The sequence below is a fragment of the Psychrobacter sp. CX5 genome, assembly GCF_057621535.2.
Genome location: NZ_CM177735.1, coordinates 2786218 through 2810733, shown reverse-complemented (window position 1 = coordinate 2810733; position 24516 = coordinate 2786218). Strand labels below are relative to the sequence as shown.

Annotated in this window: 16 protein-coding genes; 11 read left to right on the top strand and 5 right to left on the bottom strand. The window is 39.5% G+C overall.

The window, feature by feature from the left end; all coding sequences use genetic code 11:
- Window positions 1-101 precede the first annotated feature (101 nt).
- The 9 genes from acnD to AC21OG_RS10805 all read left to right on the top strand — a co-directional run bounded on the left by acnD (window position 102) and on the right by AC21OG_RS10805 (window position 13797).
- A complete protein-coding gene (gene acnD, locus AC21OG_RS10845) occupies window positions 102-2756 on the top strand; it encodes a Fe/S-dependent 2-methylisocitrate dehydratase AcnD (RefSeq protein WP_487376836.1) in 2655 nt (884 codons plus the stop codon).
- 320 nt (window positions 2757-3076) lie between these two features.
- Window positions 3077-4624 (top strand): alanine/glycine:cation symporter family protein, encoded by a 1548-nt coding sequence (locus AC21OG_RS10840; protein ID WP_487376662.1) that lies wholly within the window; start codon window positions 3077-3079, stop codon window positions 4622-4624.
- Between the two features lie 276 nt (window positions 4625-4900).
- Window positions 4901-5764 (top strand): hypothetical protein, encoded by an 864-nt coding sequence (locus tag AC21OG_RS10835; protein WP_491185040.1) that lies wholly within the window; start codon window positions 4901-4903, stop codon window positions 5762-5764.
- 139 nt (window positions 5765-5903) lie between these two features.
- Entirely contained in the window at window positions 5904-7163 is a 1260-nt protein-coding gene (gene prpF, locus AC21OG_RS10830; RefSeq protein ID WP_487376658.1) for a 2-methylaconitate cis-trans isomerase PrpF, read from the top strand.
- A gap of 157 nt (window positions 7164-7320) precedes the next feature.
- Window positions 7321-7863 carry a GNAT family N-acetyltransferase gene (locus AC21OG_RS10825; RefSeq protein WP_487376656.1) on the top strand — a complete coding sequence of 181 codons (543 nt, stop codon included), beginning with the start codon at window positions 7321-7323 and terminating at the stop codon, window positions 7861-7863.
- Window positions 7864-7980: 117 nt separating this feature from the next.
- Complete coding sequence (locus AC21OG_RS10820) at window positions 7981-9828, top strand: ABC transporter ATP-binding protein (protein WP_487376654.1); 1848 nt, start codon at window positions 7981-7983, stop codon at window positions 9826-9828.
- Between the two features lie 14 nt (window positions 9829-9842).
- Window positions 9843-10460 carry a GNAT family N-acetyltransferase gene (locus tag AC21OG_RS10815; protein WP_487376652.1) on the top strand — a complete coding sequence of 206 codons (618 nt, stop codon included), beginning with the start codon at window positions 9843-9845 and terminating at the stop codon, window positions 10458-10460.
- A gap of 84 nt (window positions 10461-10544) precedes the next feature.
- Window positions 10545-11891: a DUF2868 domain-containing protein gene (locus AC21OG_RS10810; RefSeq protein ID WP_487376650.1), complete on the top strand. Its 1347-nt coding sequence runs from the start codon at window positions 10545-10547 to the stop codon at window positions 11889-11891.
- 274 nt (window positions 11892-12165) lie between these two features.
- On the top strand, window positions 12166-13797 hold the full coding sequence (locus AC21OG_RS10805) for a DUF3482 domain-containing protein (protein WP_487376648.1): 1632 nt from the start codon (window positions 12166-12168) through the stop codon (window positions 13795-13797).
- Between the two features lie 78 nt (window positions 13798-13875).
- On the opposite strand, the gene AC21OG_RS10800 is transcribed toward AC21OG_RS10805, so the two are convergent.
- The 5 genes from AC21OG_RS10800 to AC21OG_RS10780 form a co-directional block, all read right to left on the bottom strand.
- Window positions 13876-14868 carry an ArsA family ATPase gene (locus tag AC21OG_RS10800; RefSeq protein WP_487376646.1) on the bottom strand — a complete coding sequence of 331 codons (993 nt, stop codon included), beginning with the start codon at window positions 14866-14868 and terminating at the stop codon, window positions 13876-13878.
- An 87-nt stretch (window positions 14869-14955) separates the two neighbouring features.
- Complete coding sequence (locus AC21OG_RS10795) at window positions 14956-15222, bottom strand: cory-CC-star protein (protein ID WP_487376644.1); 267 nt, start codon at window positions 15220-15222, stop codon at window positions 14956-14958.
- Between the two features lie 243 nt (window positions 15223-15465).
- Window positions 15466-17133, bottom strand: a complete 1668-nt coding sequence (locus tag AC21OG_RS10790; protein WP_487376642.1) for a carbon starvation CstA family protein — start codon at window positions 17131-17133, stop codon at window positions 15466-15468.
- A gap of 408 nt (window positions 17134-17541) precedes the next feature.
- Window positions 17542-19821 carry a hypothetical protein gene (locus tag AC21OG_RS10785; protein ID WP_487376640.1) on the bottom strand — a complete coding sequence of 760 codons (2280 nt, stop codon included), beginning with the start codon at window positions 19819-19821 and terminating at the stop codon, window positions 17542-17544.
- 73 nt (window positions 19822-19894) lie between these two features.
- Window positions 19895-22555 (bottom strand): hypothetical protein, encoded by a 2661-nt coding sequence (locus AC21OG_RS10780; protein ID WP_487376638.1) that lies wholly within the window; start codon window positions 22553-22555, stop codon window positions 19895-19897.
- Between the two features lie 322 nt (window positions 22556-22877).
- Between AC21OG_RS10780 and AC21OG_RS10775 the strand changes: the two genes are divergently transcribed.
- Together AC21OG_RS10775 and AC21OG_RS10770 are read left to right on the top strand one after the other, a co-directional pair.
- Window positions 22878-23543, top strand: a complete 666-nt coding sequence (locus AC21OG_RS10775) for a hypothetical protein (RefSeq protein ID WP_487376636.1) — start codon at window positions 22878-22880, stop codon at window positions 23541-23543.
- Window positions 23544-23632: 89 nt separating this feature from the next.
- Window positions 23633-24196: a hypoxanthine-guanine phosphoribosyltransferase gene (locus tag AC21OG_RS10770; protein WP_487376634.1), complete on the top strand. Its 564-nt coding sequence runs from the start codon at window positions 23633-23635 to the stop codon at window positions 24194-24196.
- Window positions 24197-24516: the final 320 nt, after the last annotated feature.

Here is a 24516-nt window from a genome sequence, read left to right as displayed (position 1 = left end):
TTCGATTATCCGTTAACAGAAAATTATTTTTAACTTATTTATAGGGAAATTATGCCATGAGCGAAGTTAAACCTGCTTTAACTCACAAACACCCCCAACCAATGAATTCCAACTACAAAAAGCCATTGCCATTACCCAATGGTGAAGACAGTGGGTTATATTATTTCGATGTTGAACAAGCGGTTAATGATATTGAACCTGGTGCCTATGCCAAGCTACCTTTTAGCTCAAAAGTATTATGTGAAAATTTAGTACGTCGTTGCCCGCCAGAAGATTTAACCGAAGCCCTCTCGCAACATATTTATCGCAAGCAGGATCTAGATTTTCCTTGGTATCCAGCGCGTGTTGTTTGCCATGATATCTTAGGACAAACGGCATTTGTGGATCTTGCAGGTTTGCGAGATGCTATCGCTGAAGAAGGGGGTGATCCATCAAAAGTTAACCCAATTGTTCCTACTCAGCTTATTGTTGACCATTCATTAGCGGTTGAACATGCAGGCTATGAAGAGAATGCTTTTGAGAAAAACCGTGCGATTGAAGAACGTCGTAACGAAGATCGTTTCCATTTTATCAATTGGTGTGAATATGCCTTTGATAATGTCAACGTTGTGCCTCCCGGCAACGGTATTATGCACCAAATTAATTTAGAAAAAATGTCTCCTGTTATCCAAGTAATTGCGGATAAATCAGATGGTAAACCCGTTGCTTATCCTGACACTTTAGTCGGTACGGACAGTCATACTCCAATGGTTGATGCTCTTGGCGTTATCTCAATTGGCGTGGGTGGATTAGAAGCTGAAAGCGTCATGTTAGGAAACCCTTCTTACATGCGTTTGCCTAATATCGTTGGTCTAAATTTAACAGGTAAATTACAGCCGGGTATAACGGGTACTGATTTAGTACTAGCAATGACTGAGTTCCTACGTAACGAAGGGGTTGTATCCGCGTATGTTGAATGCTTTGGAGAAGGCGCTAGAAGTCTGTCAGTAGGCGATAGAGCGTCTATATCGAATATGACACCTGAATATGGTGCCACTGCCGTCATGTTTTCAATTGATGAGCAAACCATTGATTATTTACGTCTAACGGGTCGTACTGAACAACAAATTCGTGTTGTTGAAGCATATGCTAAGCAAACTGGGTTATGGGCAGACGGCATGAAAGATGCTGAATATGACCGTGTATTAAATTTTGATTTATCAAAAGTGGTGCGTAATATCGCAGGGCCTTCACGTCCGCATGCCCGTGTTTCTACCACTGATTTAGCGGAAGTGGGTATTGCTCACGCTGCTAATCAGCCGCTTGTTGAGCCAGAAGATGGATTGATGCCTGATGGTGCCGTTATTATTGCTGCCATTACCAGCTGTACCAATACTTCTAACCCGCGCAATATGATTGCTGCGGGTATCGTTGCCCGTAATGCACTTGAGAAAGGTTTGGTTCGTAAGCCTTGGGTAAAGTCTTCATTAGCACCTGGATCAAAAGCGGTAAAACTGTACTTAGAAGAGGCAAATCTACTGCCCGATCTACAGCAACTTGGCTTTGATGTGGTTGCTTTTGCCTGTACGACATGTAATGGTATGAGTGGCGCCTTAGAACCAGAAATCCAGCAAGAAATCATTGACCGTGATCTATTCTCTACAGCCGTATTATCGGGTAACCGTAACTTTGACGGTCGCATTCATCCCTATGCAAAACAAGCCTTTCTTGCTTCTCCACCATTGGTTGTGGCTTACGCAATAGCGGGTACTATTCGTTTTGATATCGAAAAAGACTCATTAGGGAAAGATAAAGAGGGCAACGATGTCTACCTCAAAGACATTTGGTTTGATGACGCCGAAGTCGATGCGATTGTTGCCTCTGCGGTGAAGCCTGAGCAATATAACAAGGTTTATATCCCCATGTTTGACGAAGGTATTGTCGATGCAGAACGTCATGATGCAATTACTGACCCTCAGTACAATTGGCGTGAGATGAGTACGTATATCCGTCGCCCACCCTACTGGGAAGGCACAATGGCAGAAGCCAATAAGCTTAAAGGCATGCGTCCGCTAGCGGTATTGGGTGATAACATCACTACCGACCATATGTCGCCTTCTAATGCGATTTTGCCAGATAGTGCTGCTGGTGAATATTTAGACACGATGGGACTACCAGCTGAGGACTATAATTCTTACGCTACGCACCGTGGTGATCACTTAACCGCTCAGCGTGCCACATTTGCGAACCCAAAACTGCTTAACGAGATGGTACTTGATGAAAACGGTGACGTTATTCAGGGTTCACTTGCTCGAGTAGAGCCTGAAGGTGAGGTGATGCGTATGTGGGAAGCCATTGAAACCTATATGACTCGTCAACAACCCCTTATAATTATTGCTGGTGATGGCTATGGTCAAGGCTCAAGCCGAGATTGGGCTGCCAAAGGCGTTCGTTTAGCAGGGGTAGAATGCGTGGTCGCTGAAGATTTTGAACGTATCCATCGTCAAAACTTAGTGGGTATGGGCGCCCTTCCCGTTCAATTTAAAGAGGGTACTACCCGTAAGACATTAAATATTGATGGTTCTGAAGTATTTGATATCGAAGGTGAAGTTTCAGCTGGTGGTGAGATGACCCTTGTTATTCATCGTACTGACGGTACAGTTGATAAAACGCCAGTAATTTGCCGCTTAGATACGGCCGATGAACTTAAAATGTATAAGTCTGGCGGTATGTTACAACGCTTTGCTAAAGAGTTTTTAGCTGGTGAAGTGATTTAAGTTATTTATCTTAAAAGACATCAATCCGTCTTAAATCACTTATCTATATTTATAAGGTTTTCTTAAGTTTTATTCAAAAGCATGACTTTCACTTTGTAGGAAGTCATGCTTTTTTTATACCAAAATTCAAAATAAATTAAAAATATTTTTGAGTAGTTACAAATAATAATATATATTAACCTTAATGTTAGTTAGAAATAATAAAACGAAATCTTATTTACATATAAATAATTTACTTTATTTTATGCATTTTAACTAGCAAATATAAATTTACTTACTCGATGTTTGGGTTTTGCAATAAATTACTTAAAGAGAGACTTATGAAAAAACAATCCTTAATGGCGTTTATGCTGCTACTGTGCTCAACAGTAGCGCTAGCCGCAGAATCCGAACTGACGTCGTTGCAGAAATTTAGCGCTGGTGTTGATACAGCCATGGCCAATACCTTTGGCTGGTTTGTAAATGCAGTTTTCTACTCCGTACCCATTGCTGGTACTGCCTTTCCACTTATTGCTGGCTGGTTATTAATTGCAGCATTAATTTTTACGTTCTACTTTGGGTTTATTCAATTTAGAAAAATTGGACTATCTTTAGATATCGTACGGGGTAAGTATTCTGACCCCAATAAAAAAGAAGACGGTGAAGTCTCCCATTTCCAGGCTCTTGCTACTGCTCTATCAGGCACTGTGGGACTAGGAAACATTGCAGGCGTAGGTGCTGCATTAGCTATCGGTGGTCCTGGTGCAACATTTTGGATGATTTTAATCGGTCTTTTAGGCATGGCCTCTAAATTTGTAGAATGTACGTTGGGTGTTAAGTACCGTACTATTTTACCCTCAGGCGCCGTTTCAGGTGGTCCGATGTATTACTTAAGCCGAGGCCTAGCTGAACGGGGTATGGGCGGTTTGGGTAAGTTTTTAGCCGTCGGCTTTGCCCTTATGTGTATCCTTGGTAGCTTTGGTGGCGGTAATATGTTCCAAGGCAACCAAGCTTTCGCTATTATGAGCTCTACTTTTGATATTCCTTCACAATACGGCGTATTCTTTGGTATCGGTTTAGCGATTTTAGTTGGCATGGTTATTATTGGTGGTATGCCAAGAATTGCCACGGTTACCTCAAAGCTCGTGCCTTTTATGGCTATTCTTTATATCGGTATGAGTATTATTGTACTTTTTGGCAACTTCGCGCACATCGGTGCTGCATTTGGTCAAATTATTGATGGTGCCTTTACAGGTTCTGGTGTGGTTGGAGGATTTATAGGCGCCTTAATCCAAGGTTTAAAACGTGCCACATTCTCAAACGAAGCGGGTATCGGTTCAGCAGCTATTGCTCACTCGGCAGTAAAAACGAACGAGCCTGCTACAGAAGGTCTGGTTGCGTTACTTGAGCCATTTATTGATACCGTTGTTATATGTACTATGACCGCGCTTGTTATTACTATTTCAGGTATGAATACTGCTCAGAACATCGCATTGGCAGGTGGTGAAGGTGCCTTAAGCGGTGTGGATCTAACCCGTGCAGCCTTTATGGAAACTGCCCCAATCTTCCAGTATTTCTTAGCCGTTGCCGTTATATTATTCGCTTTCTCTACAATGATATCATGGTCTTATTACGGTCTTAAGGCTTGGACCTATCTGTTTGGTGAAGGCAATATTAAAGAGTTAATCTTCAAATTAATATTCTGTGTGGTGGTTGTCATTGGCGCTACTATTCAGTTTAGTTTTGTTATCGATTTCTCAGATGCTGCCATTTTCGCAATGTCATTGTTTAACATCGTTGGTTTATACTTCTTAATGCCTGTCGTTAAGAAAGAAGTTCAATCTTATATTGACCGTGTTAAATCTGGTGAGATTAAAAAGTATAAATAAGCTTAATTAATTGTAATACATAACAGTTTGTTTATTATAAAGTCTCCTAAATTAAATTTAGGAGGCTTTTTTTATGTGGGTCATTTATTTCAGTCACTTTTGAGTATCAGCTGACATTTAGTGAAATTCATAAATTTAACATGGTTATAAAATACAAATTCCATCGTTTATTTTTAAATTGTAGATATATTAATAGGATATATTAATAGTTTGACAACCCCAAACGGTGTAATGATGATGACATCCAAGAGATATTTACTTTTATCAAGCGTTACAATGATTGCTTTGATCCTACTTGTATCCCTTACATATCTTGCCTTTGATTTTGATGATGGCAAGAACGAGTTTAATGCTAATAAATTTTTAGCCTCAGTAAGCCGCTTAACTCCTTTAAATAACTCCCTACCCCGCGATCAAAATAAAGCACCTATTTCCCTACAACACGAAGATCCCATTCGCTATATACAAACTAAAACCAACAGCAACGGCTATATAACCTCACCTCCGACTACAGACATTTCTTATGATGATGCGATCGCTAAAATAGAAAAAATAAGAACACAGTATCAACTTGACTACCAGAATGCTGTTTCGAAGGTTGAAAAACAACGTGTCATAGATAATGCTAGACAAGACTTTATAAAATCAATAACAACACTGCTGCCTTATTGGTATGGTACACCTTGGGACTATAATGGCACTTCAAATACCCCGCAAAAAGGGAAAATAGCCTGTGGTTATTACGTGACCACAGTTCTAGAAGATATCTCATTAAAAGTTGAACGTAATACATTAGCTCAACAAGCCTCAGAAAATATTATTAAAACACTGGCTGGCGAGAATCAAATTAAACGGTTTAGTAATAAGTCACTTGATGAATTTAATGACACGCTTAATAATTGGGGGGCAGGTCTATATGTCGTTGGCTTAGATTATCATGTCGGCTACATTTGGCATGATGGACAACATAGTCAATTTATCCATTCTACAATCATAGCCCCACGTGGTGTATTATCTGAACCTGCTAGCCGCTCAAACATTCTTGCAAATTCAAACTATAGAGTGCTTGGTAAAATTTCAGATAATGACACCTTAATATTAAAATGGATACTAGCGACTCCAATTCAAACCATCACTTAACACCCTCACTTCATTGTAATCTCTATAACCATTTTTAAATTTTAATCAATAGTTATGATTTAAGTGTCATGGAAAGTTATAATAAATAATAAATAGCAAGTTTTAATTTATAATTCAATTTTTATTTTAGGAATATGACATGTCTAATATGATCGACTCCCAACATTCATTCTCCCCTCAAATCTCTGTTCCCGCCACTTATATGCGTGGCGGTACGTCAAAAGGGGTATTCTTTAATTTAACTGATTTACCTGAAGCCTGCCAAGTGGCTGGGAATGCTCGTGATAACTTCTTAATGCGGGTAATAGGCAGTCCTGATCCTTATGGTAAACAAATCGATGGCCTAGGTAATGGCTCATCTAGTACCTCTAAGACAGTGATTTTGTCTAAGTCTGACCAACCCGATCATGATGTCAATTACTTATTTGGTCAAGTTAATATTAGCAAACCAATGGTTGATTGGGGTGGTAACTGTGGCAACTTAACCGCTGCCGTTGGCGCCTGTGCTATTAATATGGGACTGGTTGATTCAGAAAAAGTTGCCGCTAGTGTGGACGGTGCAACTCAAGGAATATGTGAGGTTCGTATATGGCAGCAAAATATCCGTAAAACTATTATTGCGCATGTACCTGTCTATAAAGATGCTAATAATCAGGTGCAGGTTCAAGAAACCGGAGACTTTGAATTGGATGGGGTCACCTTCCCTGCCGCAGAAGTTAAAATTGAATTTATCGACCCCGTTGATTCATCGAGCGCCATGTTCCCAACTGGGAATCTTGTAGACGACTTTGATGTTTCTGGCTGCGACTTAAAACATGATAAAGTGCAGGCTACTTTTATTAATGCAGGTATACCGACGGTATTTTTGAAGGCTGAAGATTTAGGATTTAAGGGCACTGAACTTCAATCTGATATTAATAGTAATGACGCACTGCTTGCCAAGCTTGAGACCATTCGTGCCAAAGCTGGGGTGGCTATGGGGTTGTTCCAAAATGAATCAGAAGCTGCCAGTAGCCAACATATTCCCAAACTCGCTTGGGTAGCGCCTGCACAAACCTATACGGCCTCAAGTGGTAAAACAGTCAATGCGGGCGATATTGACTTAGTGGTCCGGGCGATGAGTATGGGTCAGCTACATCATGCCATGATGGGTACTGCGGCCGTGGCAATTGCGGCTGCAGCTACCACTCAAGGTACGTTAGTTAACCAAGCTGCGTGTGGCGGTAACCAACCCAAAGCATTATCTAATGTTCGATTTGGTCATCCCTCTGGTACATTACTGGTCGGTGGTAAAACCGAATTGGTCGAAGGACGCTGGCAGGCCAAGAAAGTATCAATGAGTCGTTCCGCACGCCGTATCATGGTGGGACAAGTATTTGTGCCAACTGATAGTTTTTAAGGTATAGTCGCTATAGATAACTTGTATTCACAGTTTAAAGCTGGCTCTTTAAGAATAGCAGTAGCTTAATAATTCAACGTTTTAGATACAGTGCCTGATTTGTATTACTAGATAGCTATTACCTCATGTATATCTTAATTTTATTGTAGGGATTAAAATGTTTATTCGAAGGATTGATGATTCATTGTCTTTAGCTTTATTGCAACCCAGTTTTGCAAAAGACTATATCGCTATACTGGAAGATGAACGTGAGGAGTTATCGAGGTATTTACCTTGGGTACAGTATGCTAAAGATGAAGAGTACTTCTGCTATTATATCAATAAAACGTTGCATGATTACGCAGAGGGCTCTTCACTTATTTGCGCCATTATTTATGACAAAAAGGTTATTGGTAGTGTTGGCATTAATGCGATCGATTATGAGGTTGAAAAGGCAAATTTAGGATACTGGATTAGCAAGCATTATCGCGGCAAAGGCATTATAACCCGTTGTACCAAAGAGATTATCCAAATAGCTTTTGATGAATTAGGTCTTAGTAAGATTGAAATTAAAACCGTCGTTGAAAACTTAGACAGTCGTGCTGTGCCTGAAAGATTAGGCTTTGCATTAGAGGGTATCATCACTCAATCAGAGCGAGTACATGATAGACTTGTTGATCAAGCTATTTATGGTCTACACAAAAGAAACTTTAGCAACTAGGCTATCCTTATTATTATAAAATTTACAAGGCTTCTGATAAATTTTAATAATTTATCGTATGATGGACTAACTGATAGTTCATTAGTTATTTTTAGTTTTTAATTTAAGATAACCTATATGACTACTCCTCCACGTCGAGTCCCCTTGGATAATAAACCTCCCACAAAAAAAACAGAACGTGGCGCATTGCTTTGGTCAATTCTTAAAAAGTTGGCTGGGTTTGCCAAGCCTTATCGTACCCTAATTATTCTGACACTTACTTTAACAGTACTTGGGTCGTTTACAGCTCAGGTTAATGCGTTTGTACTTCAGTATACGGTCGATAGCTTAACCAACATAACAGCTCTACCTGATCCTTGGGAAGAAGGAATCAGGCTTTTAACATTCATCAGTGTAGTGCTACTTATCAAAGAGGTTCTGAATGCTGGTATATCGTTTGGTCAACGCTATTTTGGTGAGCGAATACGCATTAACTTATCTCGCGACTTATCACAAAAAGTGGTTGACCGAATTTTGACCTATCGAATGGCCTTTTATACCAGTCAAGAAAATGACAGTGGTAAATTACAAACCCGTATCGATCTAGGCGTTAGCAGTCTCACAAGCTTAGTTCAAAACTTCTTTATTGATATGTTGCCTCTATTTGCGACCGCTATCGTTTCGCTAGCCATCATGTTTAACGCCAACTTCTGGGTTGGTATGGTTGGGCTAATTATTGTACCTATCTACTTCTATGTCAGTCAAAGACAAGCCAATCGTCTACAAGGCTTTCGCCGTCAAATGCGTCAATACCGCGAAGCCAAAAGTGGCATGGTTATCTCGTTAATCAGCTCGATTACGGTTATTAAATCTTTTGTGCGTGAGCCTATTGAATCTGAGAAGCACTTTGAGGTTCAGAAGGACATGACGGACAACCAACTTAAGATACGTAGTATTGCCTTTATTTACGATGCTTTAAAAAGCTTTATTGAACAAATTGGCGTCGTGGTTATTATTGTCCTAACCGCCTACTTCGTATTAAATGATCAAATGACCATTGGTATGATTATGTTTCATGTCATGCTATTTCAAAATGTAGCTGCACCTATTCGGCAGATGCACCGCATATATGACCAGATAAACAACGCCTTAACTTATGCCGAAGGGTTCTTTGATATTATCGAAGACGATAGTCAAATTGAAACGGCAGGCAAGCTGACGTGTAAAGATATTAAAGGTCATATTGAGCTTAAGCACGTTGACTTTAGTTATCCTAATGGCAAGCAAGCATTGCAGGATGTCAGCTTTGAGATTCATCCGAATCGTATCACTGCCCTTGTTGGTCTAAGCGGCGCTGGTAAAAGTACTATTATAAATTTATTGGTAAAATTCTATGATCCTAGCCGTGGCACAATATGCTTAGATGGTCGTAACCTTGAAGACTATAATACCCATGATTTACGGGAACAGATCGGACTGGTATTGCAAAAAAACCATATTTTTTCAGGTACAATTAGTGAAAATATCAGTTATGGTGATATGGATGCCAGTAAAGAGCAAATTATTGATGCGGCTAAGAAAGCCTCTATTCACGATCAAATTATGGGGTTACCAAAGGGTTATGATACCGAAGCTAAGTCGTTATCAGGGGGTCAACAACAGCGTATCGCACTGGCACGAATGTTTTTAAAAGATCCTCCCATTGTCTTTTTGGATGAGCCTACAGCGAGTCTCGATGCGGTAGCAAGTCAACAAATTAAAAAGAGCTTGGATCTTATTAAAAAGGACCGCACGGTTATTATTGTCTCTCATAATATCGCACAAATTATTGATGCAGATGATTTAGTGGTCATTGAGGAAGGACGTGTGATGGAAACAGGTACTCACGAAGAGTTGTATGCCCGTCAAGGTAAGTACTATGAGATATTTAATGCTATGTCCGATAGCCTAAATCTAGACAAAATCAGCCAGACCTTAAACAGCTAAAAAAGATATTAAATATGAGTGTAAGTTTTACAATAAAAAAATTCGATGAGCTAAGCGTAGTTGACTTGTATTATATTCTGCAAGCTCGCTCGCAAGTGTTCGTCGTTGAACAACACTGTGCCTATCAGGATATTGATGAGATTGACTTTGATAGTCTGCACTTGGTCGCCCATAAAAATAAATCATTGGTGGGGTATTGTCGTATTATTCCCCCTAATGTTATGGTTGAAAACATTAATCATACCGCCTCTGTAGGGTCTAACCAATCAAACCCTAATCCACGTATTGGCCGAGTTTTAGTGTTACCAGAACATCGAGGTAGCGGACTGGCGCGCGAGATCATGACGCGTGCTATCAAACACTGTCGCAGTAAATATGGCAAACGCCCCATTAATATTGCCGCTCAAACTTATTTAATCGATTTTTATCAGTCTTTAGGGTTTGAGTCGGTCGGTCTACCCTATATGGAAGATGGGCTTGAACACATCGATATGGTGTTAAAGCAATCAAAGCGTAAAGCTGTAGCACTGCCTAAGATGTCATCTGGGTTAAGTGCTAAAAGCATACTGATTAACTTATTTTTATTTATAGTAGCGGTTGGTATTATGGGTCTGCTGTATCTACTCATTTAATACTCATTTAATTTTTACAGTATAGTTTGACTTATATTTTCTGACATAGTTTGTAACGGCAGACCCTACTCGATAAGGAATTACATGCTAACTAAACAAGACCAACTTACTGAGCTGGTTCGTATGCTTGAGTCCAGCAATCATGTCTTTGCAACAGATCCTCTGTTGATTACTGAGCGCCTGACCGATGAGGAGGCCACGCCTTTACAAAAAATACATCGCCGCGCTGAAAGGATCGATAGTAATGGATCCTTAGCAGGCATCCTCAACAAAATTGATGGCCGTATCAAAGGCATTATTTTGGTCATGAGTATATTGTGGTGTGTGTCAGGTTTTATGGGGTTGTTTGCGCTCCTGCAAGCCAATGTGGTTAATTTCTTTTATGTCCTTGTTTGTCTGCTTGGCTTTCATACGTTGATGCTGGTGGGATGGTTATTATTTACTCTCATCAATAGAGGAAGCCAAACACCCAGTATTATTACCAGCTTTATCAGTCCGAAAGCGCTCATTCGTGGTAAGGACGATGTCACTCAAGCAGCTGTTGAGCTATACGACCAGCAACTTCATCATACTGGCATGCGTTGGTATCTTAGCAAATTTAGTCATCAACTTTGGCTTGCCACGCTCACGGGTATGTTATTTGCCATTATATTTTTGCTAATAGTGCGTCAATATAGTTTTAGCTGGGAGTCGACCATACTATCTAACGAGTCGCTCCTGACCTTAACCCACTGGCTAGGCTGGTTACCTAGTATGGTTGGATTTAATGTACCGGATGCCGATGCGATTATTCAAAGTCGATTGGCGACTGAAGCGATGCCTTTAAGCATCGCTCGGCAGTGGGCAAGCCTTTTAATAGGCAGTTTGCTGATGTACGGTATCGTCCCTCGTGCTATCGCTTGGGCGTTTTGTGCGTTAATGTTTAATCGCAATAAAATGAAGCTAGATCTCTCATTACCTTACTATCAGAAAATCATTAACTTTTGGCAGCGAAAGGTCGTTGATAAAGATGATTTCGTCGAAAAGGTACAGCCTGTAGCGCCAAAGGCTAAGGTTACTCAAGGGAATAAATTAGTCGCACTCTTAGAATATCAGCACAGTGATCCGAACTGGTATCATGCAGCAGGTCAACCCTTTCAAGTACCATCAATTGAAAACTTTGGGGTACTTGATGATCGTGATGATATGGATAAACTGCTTGAGTATCTTCAGCATAATGAGGTTCAAGTCCTTATTGGCATCCAGTCATCTGCACTCCCAGATCGCGGTACGATGCGCAAACTTGATAAGATAGCTCAACATGCCAAGCATGGTTTAATTGTGCAACTTATTGAAAATAATGACGCAATGCAAACTAGTCAAACTGACCCTGTTCGCAAACAACAGTGGCAAACCGCGTTGGCTGAAAGAAATATAGGACTAGTGAATTAAGTTTGGTGCATCAAGTTTGGTAAGTTAGATCTGCAAAGCTATTTATAAAATACTCTTTATACTTTATTCTTTATAAAAAGGTCTTTTTTAAAACAATCGTCGTTAACACTATTTCGACTTGCATTTGCGACTTCCATTAAAGTTATTAAAAGTTCATGGAAGACATAAGTCTGAATCTAGAAGCCATCAAAATGCACTTAAAATATCAAACATAATTTAGAATATTAGCCAGCCCTCCTCTTGAGCTAAAATATAATATAGCAGTGAGCTAAATATGACAACGCAAGACAATCAAAATAACACGCCACAATCCAAAGATTTATCCGATGATGCTTCATCAGGGGGCTTATTTAGTGATAAGGCATTTAAAACTGCCACGACTGACAATACGCCTAAAGATGAGCTTGAAGAAGTTAACCCGACTTTAAAATCTGAACCTACAAAAGAATCTATTTCCGAGTTCAGTGTTAATAGCTCTACCAAAAAAACGCTGGCAGAAGGTGAGCCCTTAAAGCTTGCTGTTGTCGGTCATACCAATACCGGTAAAACGTCGCTTTTACGTACCTTATTACGTGATATGTATTTTGGTGAGGTTAAAAATGAAGCGGCAACCACGCGTCATGTTGAGCGCGCTATCATCTCAGATAGTCAGACTGGATCGGCTTTAGTAGCTTTATTTGACACACCAGGCTTAGAGGATGCGTCTGGGTTAATGGACTGGCTCGAGGACAATACTGCCAGTCGCCGTGATGGAATTGAGCGTTTGCAACAATTTTTAGCAAGCGACATCGCTCAAGGTGGTGAACTTAATCTTAACAATGATTTGGATGACTACTCTCAAGAAGCCAAAGTCATACGCCAATTACTAGCAAGTGACATGGCAATATATGTCATTGATGCCAGAGAACCGGTCCTTGGTAAATATAAAGACGAGTTAACCGTTTTGTCTTGGTCAGCCATTCCAGTGATGCCGGTGTTTAATTTTACAGACAGTCAAGATGCCAATATTACTGAGTGGCAAACTATGCTGGCACGGCGAAATCTACATATCTCAACCCGATTTGATTCAGTGGCGTTTGAGTTTGAAGATGAGATGACACTATGGCAAAATTTAGCGACCATGTTGACGCATTCAGAGACCCTCAGTCAGCTTATCAATCGCCGTAGAGAGGACTGGGCACAGCTGTATGAACAGGCCATCACTATCATTGCTCATTTTCTTATAGATGTCGCCGCTTATGTACGTGAGGTCGATGAAGATGCCGATCCGATGCCTGTATTGAATGAGATGCAAGAAGCGGTTCGTCAAAGTGAGCGCACCATGCAAAATAAGCTGCTTAATTTATATAAGTTTTATGACAATACCGCAGTAGTAACGCCGCTTGAGCTCAATGAATATCAGCAAGATCCTTTTGATCCAGAGTTGCTAAAGAGTTATGGATTACGTACTACTTCCGGCGCTGCAGCTGGCGCTTTATTAGGGCTCGGTATAGATGCCGCAGCCTTAGGTACGACCTTAGGACTCGGTGCTGCTATTGGTGGTATTGCAGGAGGTATATTATCTAATACTACGAGTATTGTAGACAAGCTTAGCGGCGTTAAACGACTGTATATCGACCCAGCAACATTGACATTATTAGCCACACGATCCTTAGATTTATTGGCCTCACTTCGTCACCGTGGCCATGCTGCTAGCCCAGATACTCCCATTGCTGAACTACAGGAAACGACTACCCCACCTTGGGACCCAAACAAGCTACCTAGTGAGCTCAAAAAAGCAAGAGGCAAACCGCAATGGAGTAGCTTATCCAGTGGTAAAAGCCAGCTCTCTGCTGAATTGCGTGCTGAAACTGCGTGGTCATTGTCTGATAAACTACGACGCTCTAGGTTAGAGAATAAGGGTTAAATTAACGAGCACATTAATTAAGTTCTTAAAGCGCAATTTTTAATTGCTGATTAGAATTTCATAAATTCATATTATGTTTTAATTAAGCTGTTGCAGCGCCTCAAGACCACGCACATCAGACTGTTGTAGATAAAGTGCATACAAAGGGTAGTCTTTAAACTGATGCTCAATTTCTGTAAGAAGTTTTTGTTGGCGAATGGCCCGCTTTTGCCAGAACTCGTCCTGCTGTTGCGGGCTTATTAATTGATTAATTACAATAGCGGCAGGGGCAAGATAAGCCTCTTTTAACTGGCTTGCTGCTCGTCGTGTCTCCTTAATAGGCAAGTTATCGGCAGTCATAACCAATATAACGGCTGTTTGAGACTTATCATGTAATAAGGCTCCTGCTTTTTTAAACAACGCCTTACGCTCGTTAAGTACATTCACCGCTTGTTGCCATTTATCAACTGGCTTTGACTCTGCAAAAGGATTGGCTAAAGAAGACTTGTGTTTGAGACTTAAGCCAACTGCTGCCTCTTTTAGTTTAGCTTGACGGCGTTGTTGCGTCAGTAGACCTTCCGTCCACGCTTCCATCATCTCTGGCAGCATGAGCAATCGTAAGGTATGTCCTGTTGGTGCGGTATCAAAAATAATATGTTGATAAACACCCTCCTCTATTGACGATACTAAATATCGACAAATAGCCTCTAACATCGCTGCTTCTTGTGCGCCAGGGGCACTCTTTGACAATTGTAAATGCTGTCTAATTTTCGGCATCATATCTGGACTGGCATAGCTACTGATGGTTCGTTCAACTCGTTGGAAGTGCTCATCGATAATGCTATCAGGATCAAGTTCAAGTGCATCAAGGTATGGACTGAGTGAGTGCTTTTTATGAGTCAGTGAGTTATCAAACACATCGCCTAAGCTATGCGCAGGATCAGTTGAAATGATTAAGGTTTTCTGCTGACTTTTAGCAAACTTTGAAGCAAGCGCAGCCGCTGTTGTCGTTTTGCCTACTCCGCCTTTTCCGCCTACAAATATAATGGGCGTATTTTTGAGTTGGTTGACTAAATTATCTAGTGACCGCATTTTTTCTTCTTATTTAGCTTATTTGTTTGGCATTCGTTTAGTTCTGCTATCTAGAACCTTAATAACTTACTTTTTAAACATTAAGTATTAACAACAGCCGCCATGTTGTAAAGGACAGCGTGGCATTCCCATTCTCAAATGCCACTCGTGAAACTTTTCTAAGAATAAGGGCTGCAATTCTAATGTATAAAAGCTGGCAGGATTTTCAATACCAAGGCTTTCTGAAAATAGTAATAACATAAACAAGTCTTCCTCATCACGCGCTGCCCGGGCAAGGGTTTGACGATAAGGAGCATGGTAAAACTCGTTTAACCCTTCTTTAAAGCGCCTCCATAACCCCTCTTCTTTGTTCATATTTCTAATCCTTTTGCATCTGAAAATTTATTTTAATATTTATAGATAAAAGTTTATGGTACAGCAACTCTAAACTCACGTACTTCATAGGACTTACGCAAATATCTATATTCAAGCACTTAACGATATTTGGGGGGGGCATTATTAAACTTCCGACCCCACCTTTCAGACAGTGCAAATCAGACAGCGTAAATAAAAAACCCCAGTTGCTATAAATTTTAGTTCTGCGTAAGTCCTATTAAGCTAGACTTTATGTTGTCTCCATTCACGACGTAGTACCGAGAAGCTTTCAAAAGTGACTAATATGGTCGCTATAAGAATAATAATATCCAAAACGATTAGCAGCCAATTGCCATCGGTATAGAAAGTCTTGAGTTGCAGTAATAAAGCAAAAATAGCCATCACCAACAGGAAACTTAAGGGCGCTAGCGTATACCAGACGGTTCTACCTTTGCGTAATAAGATAACGGTGACAATCATCAAGGTAAGCGCCGCCATTAGCTGGTTAGTGGTTCCAAATAATGGCCAAATAATCATACCCCCTGACCCATCAATGCCACCTGCACCAAACGCAAGTACTAAACAGCTACCGACAGCAAGCAGTGTTGCAACCACACTTTTTCTGAGTATTGGCAGATTATAAACTTCGCCAAACTCTTGGAAAATATAACGTTGCAATCGAACACCAGTATCCATGGTAGTCCCTGCAAACAATGCCGCCATCACGGTCAGGATGGTTTGTGATAAGACAATTTCAATACCCATACCAGCATTTAAGATCGTTGCACCACCATCGATAAAGGCACCAACAGATCCATCACCGAACTTTTGATAGACCCCTTCCCACGCCGCTAAGCTTGCAAATCCTGCTGTAGCGGCAAGGATAGCACCCAGAGCCAATAACCCCTCCCCGACAGCACCGAAATAGCCAACAAAGCGGATGTCTTCTTCTTTATCGATCTGTTTAGAGGTTGTACCAGTTGAAACCAAACCATGAAAGCCTGATATGGCACCACATGCCACCGTGACAAATAGTAGCGGCATAATTGATGGCGTATCGACAGGTAAGTTATGGTTTAAGGCAGGTGCAACAATATCTGGCGTTGCAATTAAAATAGCGCCAAATAAGAGTATTAAACCGATAAATAACTGTAAGCCATTGATATAGTCGCGTGGTTGAAGTAGCATCCATACCGGTAGTAAAGAAGCGACTGCAGCATAGACAAACAAAAAGATGATCCAAACGGCATTATCAGGCAAACCAAACATTGTTTCTGGCAATATAACTGGCATCAATGTACCCAAATATATCAAACCGTATAACGCAGCCACTCCCACAATAGATACCAAGACGAGGCTCATCTTAAAGCGGTAAATACATTGTCCAATAATAAAGGCGACCACTAATGCGCCCCAAACGGGTATGACTGCGGTGGGGGTTTTAATCATCATATTGGCTATGACCACACCAAATACAGCATTGACCATGAGTAGCAGTAAGAAGATAACGACCATCATTAAGGTACGTACACGACTGCCCATCACTGAGCCGGCAATAGAGCCAATGGATTGACCTTTATTGCGCACACTTGCCCAGACTGCGGACATATCGTGAATACCAGCCATGAATATGGTACCCAATACCACCCACAATACCGCTGGTACCCAGCCCCAAATGACAGCAATAGCCGGACCAATGATAGGTGCAGCGCCTGCTACTGACGTGAAATGATGCCCCCACAGGACATATTTGTTAGTAGGGACGTAATCAATACCATCTTTCATAGTATGGGCGGGGGTTGGCACTGAGTTATCCAGTCCCAAAATATGCTTTGCAAAGTATTTTGAATAAATAAAAAAACCGGCAAGCATAGCCACAATACCAAACAATAATACGAATGCACTGTTCATTCATCACTCCTTGAAAACATTATATCTTTTCTTTAAATAACCTTTTCTTCAAATAACCTAGTTTTGAAAATAAACTAAACATGCTCATCAAGCCTATAGTTAAACCTGTAATATAAGAGGCATCTAAATACCGTGGGTTACGCTTCGCTTCACCACACGCTACAACTATAGCTTATTAAAATACAAAAAATTAAAGGAATTATAAATTGAAAGCCGAACGAAATCCTAAATAACTATAACTATAATGATAGCGTCCTTGCTCAATTGTTAATGACACCCGTTAATTATACCTAAATATTTATTAATGGGGATAATAGATACCCTACTAAAAACATAAATAACTTAAGTAAAAAAAACCCAATTAGCCATTTAAGACCAATCGGGTTATCCGTCGTACAAGTGTTAAAATTAAGGCAGTTGCAGCTGCAAACCTTCCATTAATTTAAAGAACTCTTTACTATATTCAGTACCTTCACCTTCTTCATATCGTGAGTGCAAATCGTTAAGATAATCTTTTAGATTGACAGTATTATTAGAATTTGGTGTTGAAGCTCCTTCAGGTAAAAATCTGAAAATTGGCTTGGTGGGTAATACTCCATTATAGCGGGTTAATGTCTCTAGTCTCAATCCATTCTTAAGGTCATCAAAGTTTGAGTAGCCACGACTATCTTCACTAATATGACGCTGTGCTAGGTGCCACGTGATACGTTGCTGATTGTCTAGACCATAGACATCACGCCACAACCACTTATTAGGATTATCAGAGTCCTCTTTTTTAGCATAGTCTATTGAAGCGGGCACTTCACGCACTTCTATCACATTTTCAGCCTGTTCTTCATCGTCTTCAATGACAGCCACTTCGCTATTGTCACCACTGGCTTCCTCAGCATTGGCCTCTTCTTTACTCTCAGCATCCTTTGCCGCTTTAATGATTTCGAATAGTTTGCTCATTATAAAACGACTGTTTAATACCTGATCATCTTCATCGTTTTCAATTTCAACAGCTTCCTCTGCAACGCCCACTATAGAACTTTCGTCGTCTACATCAAAATCTGCCATGGCTTCGTCTGCATTAGCCTCGTTTGCCATGGCTTCGTCTGCATTGGTTTCTTCTTCATATATATAATCGTCTTCATATACATCATCGTCTTCATATACGTCGTCATCTGAATAATCACCATAACCTTCCATTCGGTATTCATTCAATTTTGATTTAAAGCTATACTCTTCGGCACTTTTTTCAAACTCTTCAAATAATTCAGGATATTTATTGGACATTTGATTGTATAAAAGATCCAAATAGGTCTGAATATCTTGTTTCAGTTCAGTGTCATTAATTTTGCGTTCAAGGATGCTTGGCGTGTTAGTAAGATAAGGGCGATGCTTTTCATCCGGTACTGGACTAAGACTCAACAAATCCTTATTCGAGATAAAGCGATATTGTTCTGGCGATGAAGTGGCATACATTTGGTCTTGAGCGGCAAGATGACTTTTTAAGAGATCAGTCATAAATTCTTGTGGAAGACTACCATCATTTAAGTCTATTTTTATCCATTTATTGTGCATGCTGGTACCTAGTTTTTCATCTAGATACGTGGACAGCAATAAGGCAAACGAATCCGCCCATAAATACACCGCACCTTGTTTGGCATCAATATACACAAAGTCGGTCGTTGATAGGGTCACATTACGCGACTGATATTGTAGCGTGGGCATGATGCCTATTTTGCCAGTATAGGGTCGATATCCTCCCTCGATGGTTATGCTAAGTGGCTTTAACAAATAGGCATTGAGCAAGTTAGCTCGATGGGCATCAAGCTTAGTATGGGACGCATCATAATCAGGTAGAAACTCACTGATTTTGCCAGAGTCTACCTCTTCACTAAAATACTCTAAATCATCACCATTTTCATAATAATAGTTATAATCTTCTTCAGCCGCTGCAATAGCCGCATCTGTTTCATTATATTCGCTATAATCTCCGTAATCATCATAGTCATCAGAATATTCGACTGTTTCCGTTTCGGCTGCTGCCGCTGCCGCTTCAGCGGCCGCTGCCTCAGCTTCTGCTATTAAGTCATCGTCATCATACTCACTCTCATATTCGTCATCATACTCACTCTCATATTCGTCACCCTCCATTGCAGCGGCAATGGCTGACTCAAACCAAGCATCACTATAGGGCTGTTCGCCTAACCACTCATCATAATACTCTTTACAATCAAGATATGCTGACTTTAACGCTTGACGAGTCGTTGCATATTTTGGATCATCAATTTCCAAACCATCCTCTTCAGCCCGATCTAGTAAGTCAATATAAGCTTCATCGTGTATATGTTCACAATGAGCCTCTGAATCATCACTCATTGACAGCTGCTTAGCACTTGCATTCGCTAGAGCTGCTCTTTGCTCATCATTCGAAGCGAGTATATTGATATGATAATCGTAGCTGCTCATACGTTGCTTTTCTAGCGCTTTAATCAATGTGCTTTTAGCAAGTTCAGGTTGAGCACTTAATAACAGGGCAGAAGATCCAGATTGATTTTGATTGAAAGGGGTTGTGGACTGACAACCACTTAATACCATGATGGTCACAGCTGATAAAGCGGTTAGTTTAGACAAACCTTGTGTGTTAAATCTGGAGCGTACTACTCGATGATTCAATGTCTCTTTTGAAATGATTTTCATTGCCTATCCTTATGAAGCTATTCTTATGCGTAATATGTTGGGTTATAAATACTTTTGAATATTGCTTTTGAATTTAGAACTGGTGATCATCTTCAATGTCTTGATCCATATCCTCATTAACATTACCAGAATCTATAATTCCAATAGCAGATTCGTAATCATCACTGGCAGTTGCTTCATCAGATGACATCTCTTCAGAGATATCAATATAGTCATTTTTACCTTCACAGTATGATTCATCATATTCATCATATTCATCATATTCATCATCGAATGCGTCATCGTATTCTGATTCACCCTCACACAATTCAGCGTTCTGATTTCGATATTCATAGCGCGCAAACGAGGCTTTCTTTAACTTTTCTTCTCGTTGCTTAATTTTGTCGATCCATGCATTGCCATCGGTGCTGGCTGGCATATCATCTTTAAACGGTGCGCCAAATGACTGCTGGAATAAGTCGTATAGAGGATCTGCTTTAAAACTATTTTTGTTGAAACTGGTTTGGCTTAAAACCGTTGATTTAGCACCCAATATATCGCCGCCAATAATAGTCTGAGTTTGAGTACCAAGTAACTGACCTTTACTATCTAAATAAAAATAGTTGGTTTTATTAAAGGATATCGGCATGATAGCCTCTATCAACTGAAATAAAGTACCTACATCTTCGCTCTGAAATTTAGCATTATTTTCTTGCCACTTCTCTAAACCAACTTGCACAAGATTCACATCTTCAAATTTATCAGGATGACTCTCTATATAAGCTTCTAAAGCTCGTGCCATATGCTTCACAGTGACACCAATTACTTTTCCCGTTTGCTTACTATCAAAATTGACTTTTATCGCTGAGCTTGCGCCTAAGCTTTTGGCATAATTATCATTATGGATATCTAAAGCCGTAAAATAACTTGAGTCTAGCTCACTCATACTATAACCAACCGCATCAATAAAAGCGTCATAGATTACACTGGCAGGTATTTTAGAGCTAATCTCTTCTGGCAAGTGAAAAGCCACCATAGTGGTGTCCAGCTCTTCGGGTAACGGGGTATTTTCAGGGCTCAACATTGCCATAATTGGCAATATAGCACTCGGATCTAAGGTGATAGTATCTTTCCCAAAATCTAATGAGACAGGCAATTGAATAGAATAGTACGACGTTGGCGTCACAAAGTCATAGCTATATAAGGTATTTAACTGCTTAGCACTACTATTAAATTCACTAATATGACTAAATGTCATATTCTGGTTTTGATAAAAATTAGTCGCCTCAATTTGTGAAGGCGTTCGGTGGTACATATTGAATAACATATCAATTGTTTTGCGAAATTCACTTTTCTCACTGTCATCTTCATTAGCATCTTCATCAGCCTCTGCACTTTCACTTTCTGAATCATTGCTGTCTTCTTCATTAGCCATTGAAGTTAACTCTTCAATGCTATAAGCCTCATCTTCTGCGTTATATTTTTCATTTTGTGCGTCATATGTACACTCTTCGTTTTTATAGTAAATATCTACATAGGTTTCAGGATCGTTTGTATAAGTAATGCCTTTTGACGCCGCTTGTTGTTGCTCATGAATCATCTCATCCGTACAATCAATGATGTCTTGTTTATACTTAATAATATACTCAGGCCACCCTTCATCTAAATAATAATAAGGCTCCGTCTCATTAAGTAATCTAATGCTACTATCGCAATCGTCATAACTTTCATATATCGTATTGTAACTACTAAACTCGATAGATTTTGGTTTTCGGTTTGGATCTAGGATATTATCAATTTGTTTGTCAAACCGACCCGCACACCCTTTTTGTCTTTCAATATACTTAACTTGATAACCTTTAGCAGACTCAATAACTGAGGCATTAGCGTCATCAGTTTGAGTTAAACACTGCTTATAGCTGGTTTTTAGCGCTTTGACGTCATTCGATTGACTGGTAATTAAAGGATCCTCCATTACCAAATCATCTAAAGAAGATGAAAAATCTAAGACACACTCATAGATGTCATCTGAATAATAGATAACTTCTTGAGTACCTGTAATATAGTCAATCGACAAGCCTGTTTGTCTATCAATGTTATATCCAGCAAAAGGAATGCCCCCCTTTTTTTCATCACCATAATTGAAGTATAAGGAGTTCAACTCCTGACTATGATTTTCATTGATCGATTTATTATCAGTGTCTAGATAATCTTCTTCCGTACGATATGCAGGACCATAAAATATATTGCCATTTGAGTCGTAGGTGCCAATGTCGTCCATTTCATAATCATACTCATATAGATCTGAAGGGCTTCTATTGAAATACTCATCTAAGGCTATCAATAAGGCTTTTAATACGGTTTCTGAACCGGCATCGACACTATTTTCAGCAATAAATGGAGCATCATGACTACGTGTTTTAGTCACTGAAACGTGGTCCGAAGTAAGATGCTTTTTAAATGCAGTGAGCAGCGCTTGCTGAGCCTGATCATCTACTTTTAAGCCTGATTTGTCCGAGAACTGATCTTTGAAACTTTTATTCGTCATTGTCAATTGGCGACGATGTTCAAGACTAGTGACGATGGGTTCTGCAATTTTATTATCTTGAGAAACCGTCAAATCTGGTTGATTAGGATGAATGGTTTGGCACCCCATTAAGGTAGTCACGCAAGTGACTAATACTAAAACTGAGACGTTTTGTTTGGAAAATACCAAATCAGTAGTAGGCTTTATAGATTTCAATTTTAATTTCATAATTTTGCGTGAATCCTAATTTCAACAAGTGGTTTGAGGTTAAGCAATCGTCATAATTTTTTGCATTACTATAATAATAAAAAGTGATTACTTCTCGAATTGCTATAAAATATGATTGACAAATACAGTATGTTGAATAAAATCAAAACATTCTATATGCTGTTAACACCTTAGCGTTACTAAAAACAGTATTGCTAATAATTTATCACGTTATATTAGCACAATAAATAACTACATTTAGTTACAAACAACTGTTTTTAGGCATTATTTTACATTTTTTCTTAAATTAAACTTAATTCTACCTCTCATAAAAGGATTTAAAATGACCTACTATTTTGGCTTTGAACCATCCACCCCTCTTATCGATGATATCTCACATGCAGAAGAAGTCATCAGTTCTGGTAGTGATGAGCCTTATTATCCGCTACGCAACAAAATTTCTCAGCAAATCGGTCGTGAAATTATCGACAATTTATTGATTAATCTAATCAGTGTAATACCTGATGAAGAGCGACAAGCTAAAATGAGAGGTATCGTACAAAAGATTGAAAGCGCCACCGAGACGATGCTTAATATATTGTTAGGTAAAGATAAGAATAAAGACGTCCTTCCTAACTTTGAATATCTTAAAAATGAAACCGTTTTTGAAGACAATCAAGGCAACTTGCGGGTTGGTTTTAAACTAGATGACAAGACTGCTAACACCATACTTGAAGGATTCAATGCCACTACCCCTGAGTCTGTCGATAAAGAGAAGTTGATTGAATCTTTATTTGCAATGAATCATGCAGTCGTTGACCATTTTATAACGCGCTTTTCTGAAACCCTGCCTCTAGGTATGATAAAACGTAAATCAGTGCCGATGGCAAAAGCAGGTATTAATAAAGCATTAGAAATGGCGATCAATAAGTTATTTCCTCAGTTACCAAACGACTCGTTAAATCGTCTCGTTCTGTTTTATAGTCACTTTATTGTTGAAAAAGAATAATATCGACGCTAAAAATATATAACAGGAATAGCTGAACTTCTTGATTCCTGTTAAAATATTGGCTTTATCATTACATCGTGCCGAATACTATGAGCCAAATTAGCAATCAAGAGATCGAGAAAACCTTACGTAATTCAGAATGTTTAATCAGTAGTATTGAAGTTGCTGCTGCATATGAGCGTTTGGCTGCTCAATTAAACTTACATTATGCGGGCCTGAACCCAATTGTCATGGTTGTTATGAATGGTGGTTTAATTCCTGCAGGTCAGCTGTTAACGCATCTTACGTTCTATCATCGCATGCACTATATTCATGCGACACGTTATCGTGAAAATGAAGGGACCAATGAGTTGTCATGGAAGTTTAAGCCTGATGTGAACATTGAAGGTGAACACGTTCTATTGATTGATGATATCTTTGATGAAGGTATTACTTTAAAAGCCATCGTTGAGGATCTGAAAAAAGAAAACCCAGCCTCTGTCGATTGCTGTGTATTACTTAATAAAAATCACGATAGAAAAGTGAAAGGCTTTAACGTTGACTTTATTGGTTTAGATGTTGACGATAGATATGTGTATGGCTGTGGTATGGACTTTCATGGTTATTTACGCCACCTTCCTGGCATCTATGCGATTAAAGAAGACACACTTTAAGGCGCCATTGCCGAATTATCCTAAACTATCAGTATAAAAAGTTAAAGCAAAGTTATTATTAATGACTTTGCTTTTTTTAATGAATAATCTCAATTGGGGATAATAAATTTTGTAAGACATTGCTTTTATTTGAGTTAAAAAATCCATCCCAAACCATTCCATTGGAAAAGGAAGGAACTAACCTTTCCAAAGTTAAAAAGAGATGAATGACCGTTTCTTTAAAAAGTGAGATGTATTGCTTTGCAATAAAGGAGTGCCTGTAACCTTAACTTTTAAGTTTGATTTATCCCGAATTCATGTTTGAATAGGTTTTAACCTAC

Bases quoted from the DNA above. Each gene is read 5' to 3' on its own strand.
- acnD (WP_487376836.1), top strand. From the start codon at position 102: ATGAATTCCAACTACAAAAAGCCATTGCCATTACCCAATGGTGAAGAC.
- AC21OG_RS10840 (WP_487376662.1), top strand. From the start codon at position 3,077: ATGAAAAAACAATCCTTAATGGCGTTTATGCTGCTACTGTGCTCAACA.
- AC21OG_RS10835 (WP_491185040.1), top strand. From the start codon at position 4,901: ATGATTGCTTTGATCCTACTTGTATCCCTTACATATCTTGCCTTTGAT.
- prpF (WP_487376658.1), top strand. From the start codon at position 5,904: ATGTCTAATATGATCGACTCCCAACATTCATTCTCCCCTCAAATCTCT.
- AC21OG_RS10825 (WP_487376656.1), top strand. From the start codon at position 7,321: ATGTTTATTCGAAGGATTGATGATTCATTGTCTTTAGCTTTATTGCAA.
- AC21OG_RS10820 (WP_487376654.1), top strand. From the start codon at position 7,981: ATGACTACTCCTCCACGTCGAGTCCCCTTGGATAATAAACCTCCCACA.
- AC21OG_RS10815 (WP_487376652.1), top strand. From the start codon at position 9,843: ATGAGTGTAAGTTTTACAATAAAAAAATTCGATGAGCTAAGCGTAGTT.
- AC21OG_RS10810 (WP_487376650.1), top strand. From the start codon at position 10,545: ATGCTAACTAAACAAGACCAACTTACTGAGCTGGTTCGTATGCTTGAG.
- AC21OG_RS10805 (WP_487376648.1), top strand. From the start codon at position 12,166: ATGACAACGCAAGACAATCAAAATAACACGCCACAATCCAAAGATTTA.
- AC21OG_RS10800 (WP_487376646.1), bottom strand. From the start codon at position 14,868: ATGCGGTCACTAGATAATTTAGTCAACCAACTCAAAAATACGCCCATT.
- AC21OG_RS10795 (WP_487376644.1), bottom strand. From the start codon at position 15,222: ATGAACAAAGAAGAGGGGTTATGGAGGCGCTTTAAAGAAGGGTTAAAC.
- AC21OG_RS10790 (WP_487376642.1), bottom strand. From the start codon at position 17,133: ATGAACAGTGCATTCGTATTATTGTTTGGTATTGTGGCTATGCTTGCC.
- AC21OG_RS10785 (WP_487376640.1), bottom strand. From the start codon at position 19,821: ATGAAAATCATTTCAAAAGAGACATTGAATCATCGAGTAGTACGCTCC.
- AC21OG_RS10780 (WP_487376638.1), bottom strand. From the start codon at position 22,555: ATGAAATTAAAATTGAAATCTATAAAGCCTACTACTGATTTGGTATTT.
- AC21OG_RS10775 (WP_487376636.1), top strand. From the start codon at position 22,878: ATGACCTACTATTTTGGCTTTGAACCATCCACCCCTCTTATCGATGAT.
- AC21OG_RS10770 (WP_487376634.1), top strand. From the start codon at position 23,633: ATGAGCCAAATTAGCAATCAAGAGATCGAGAAAACCTTACGTAATTCA.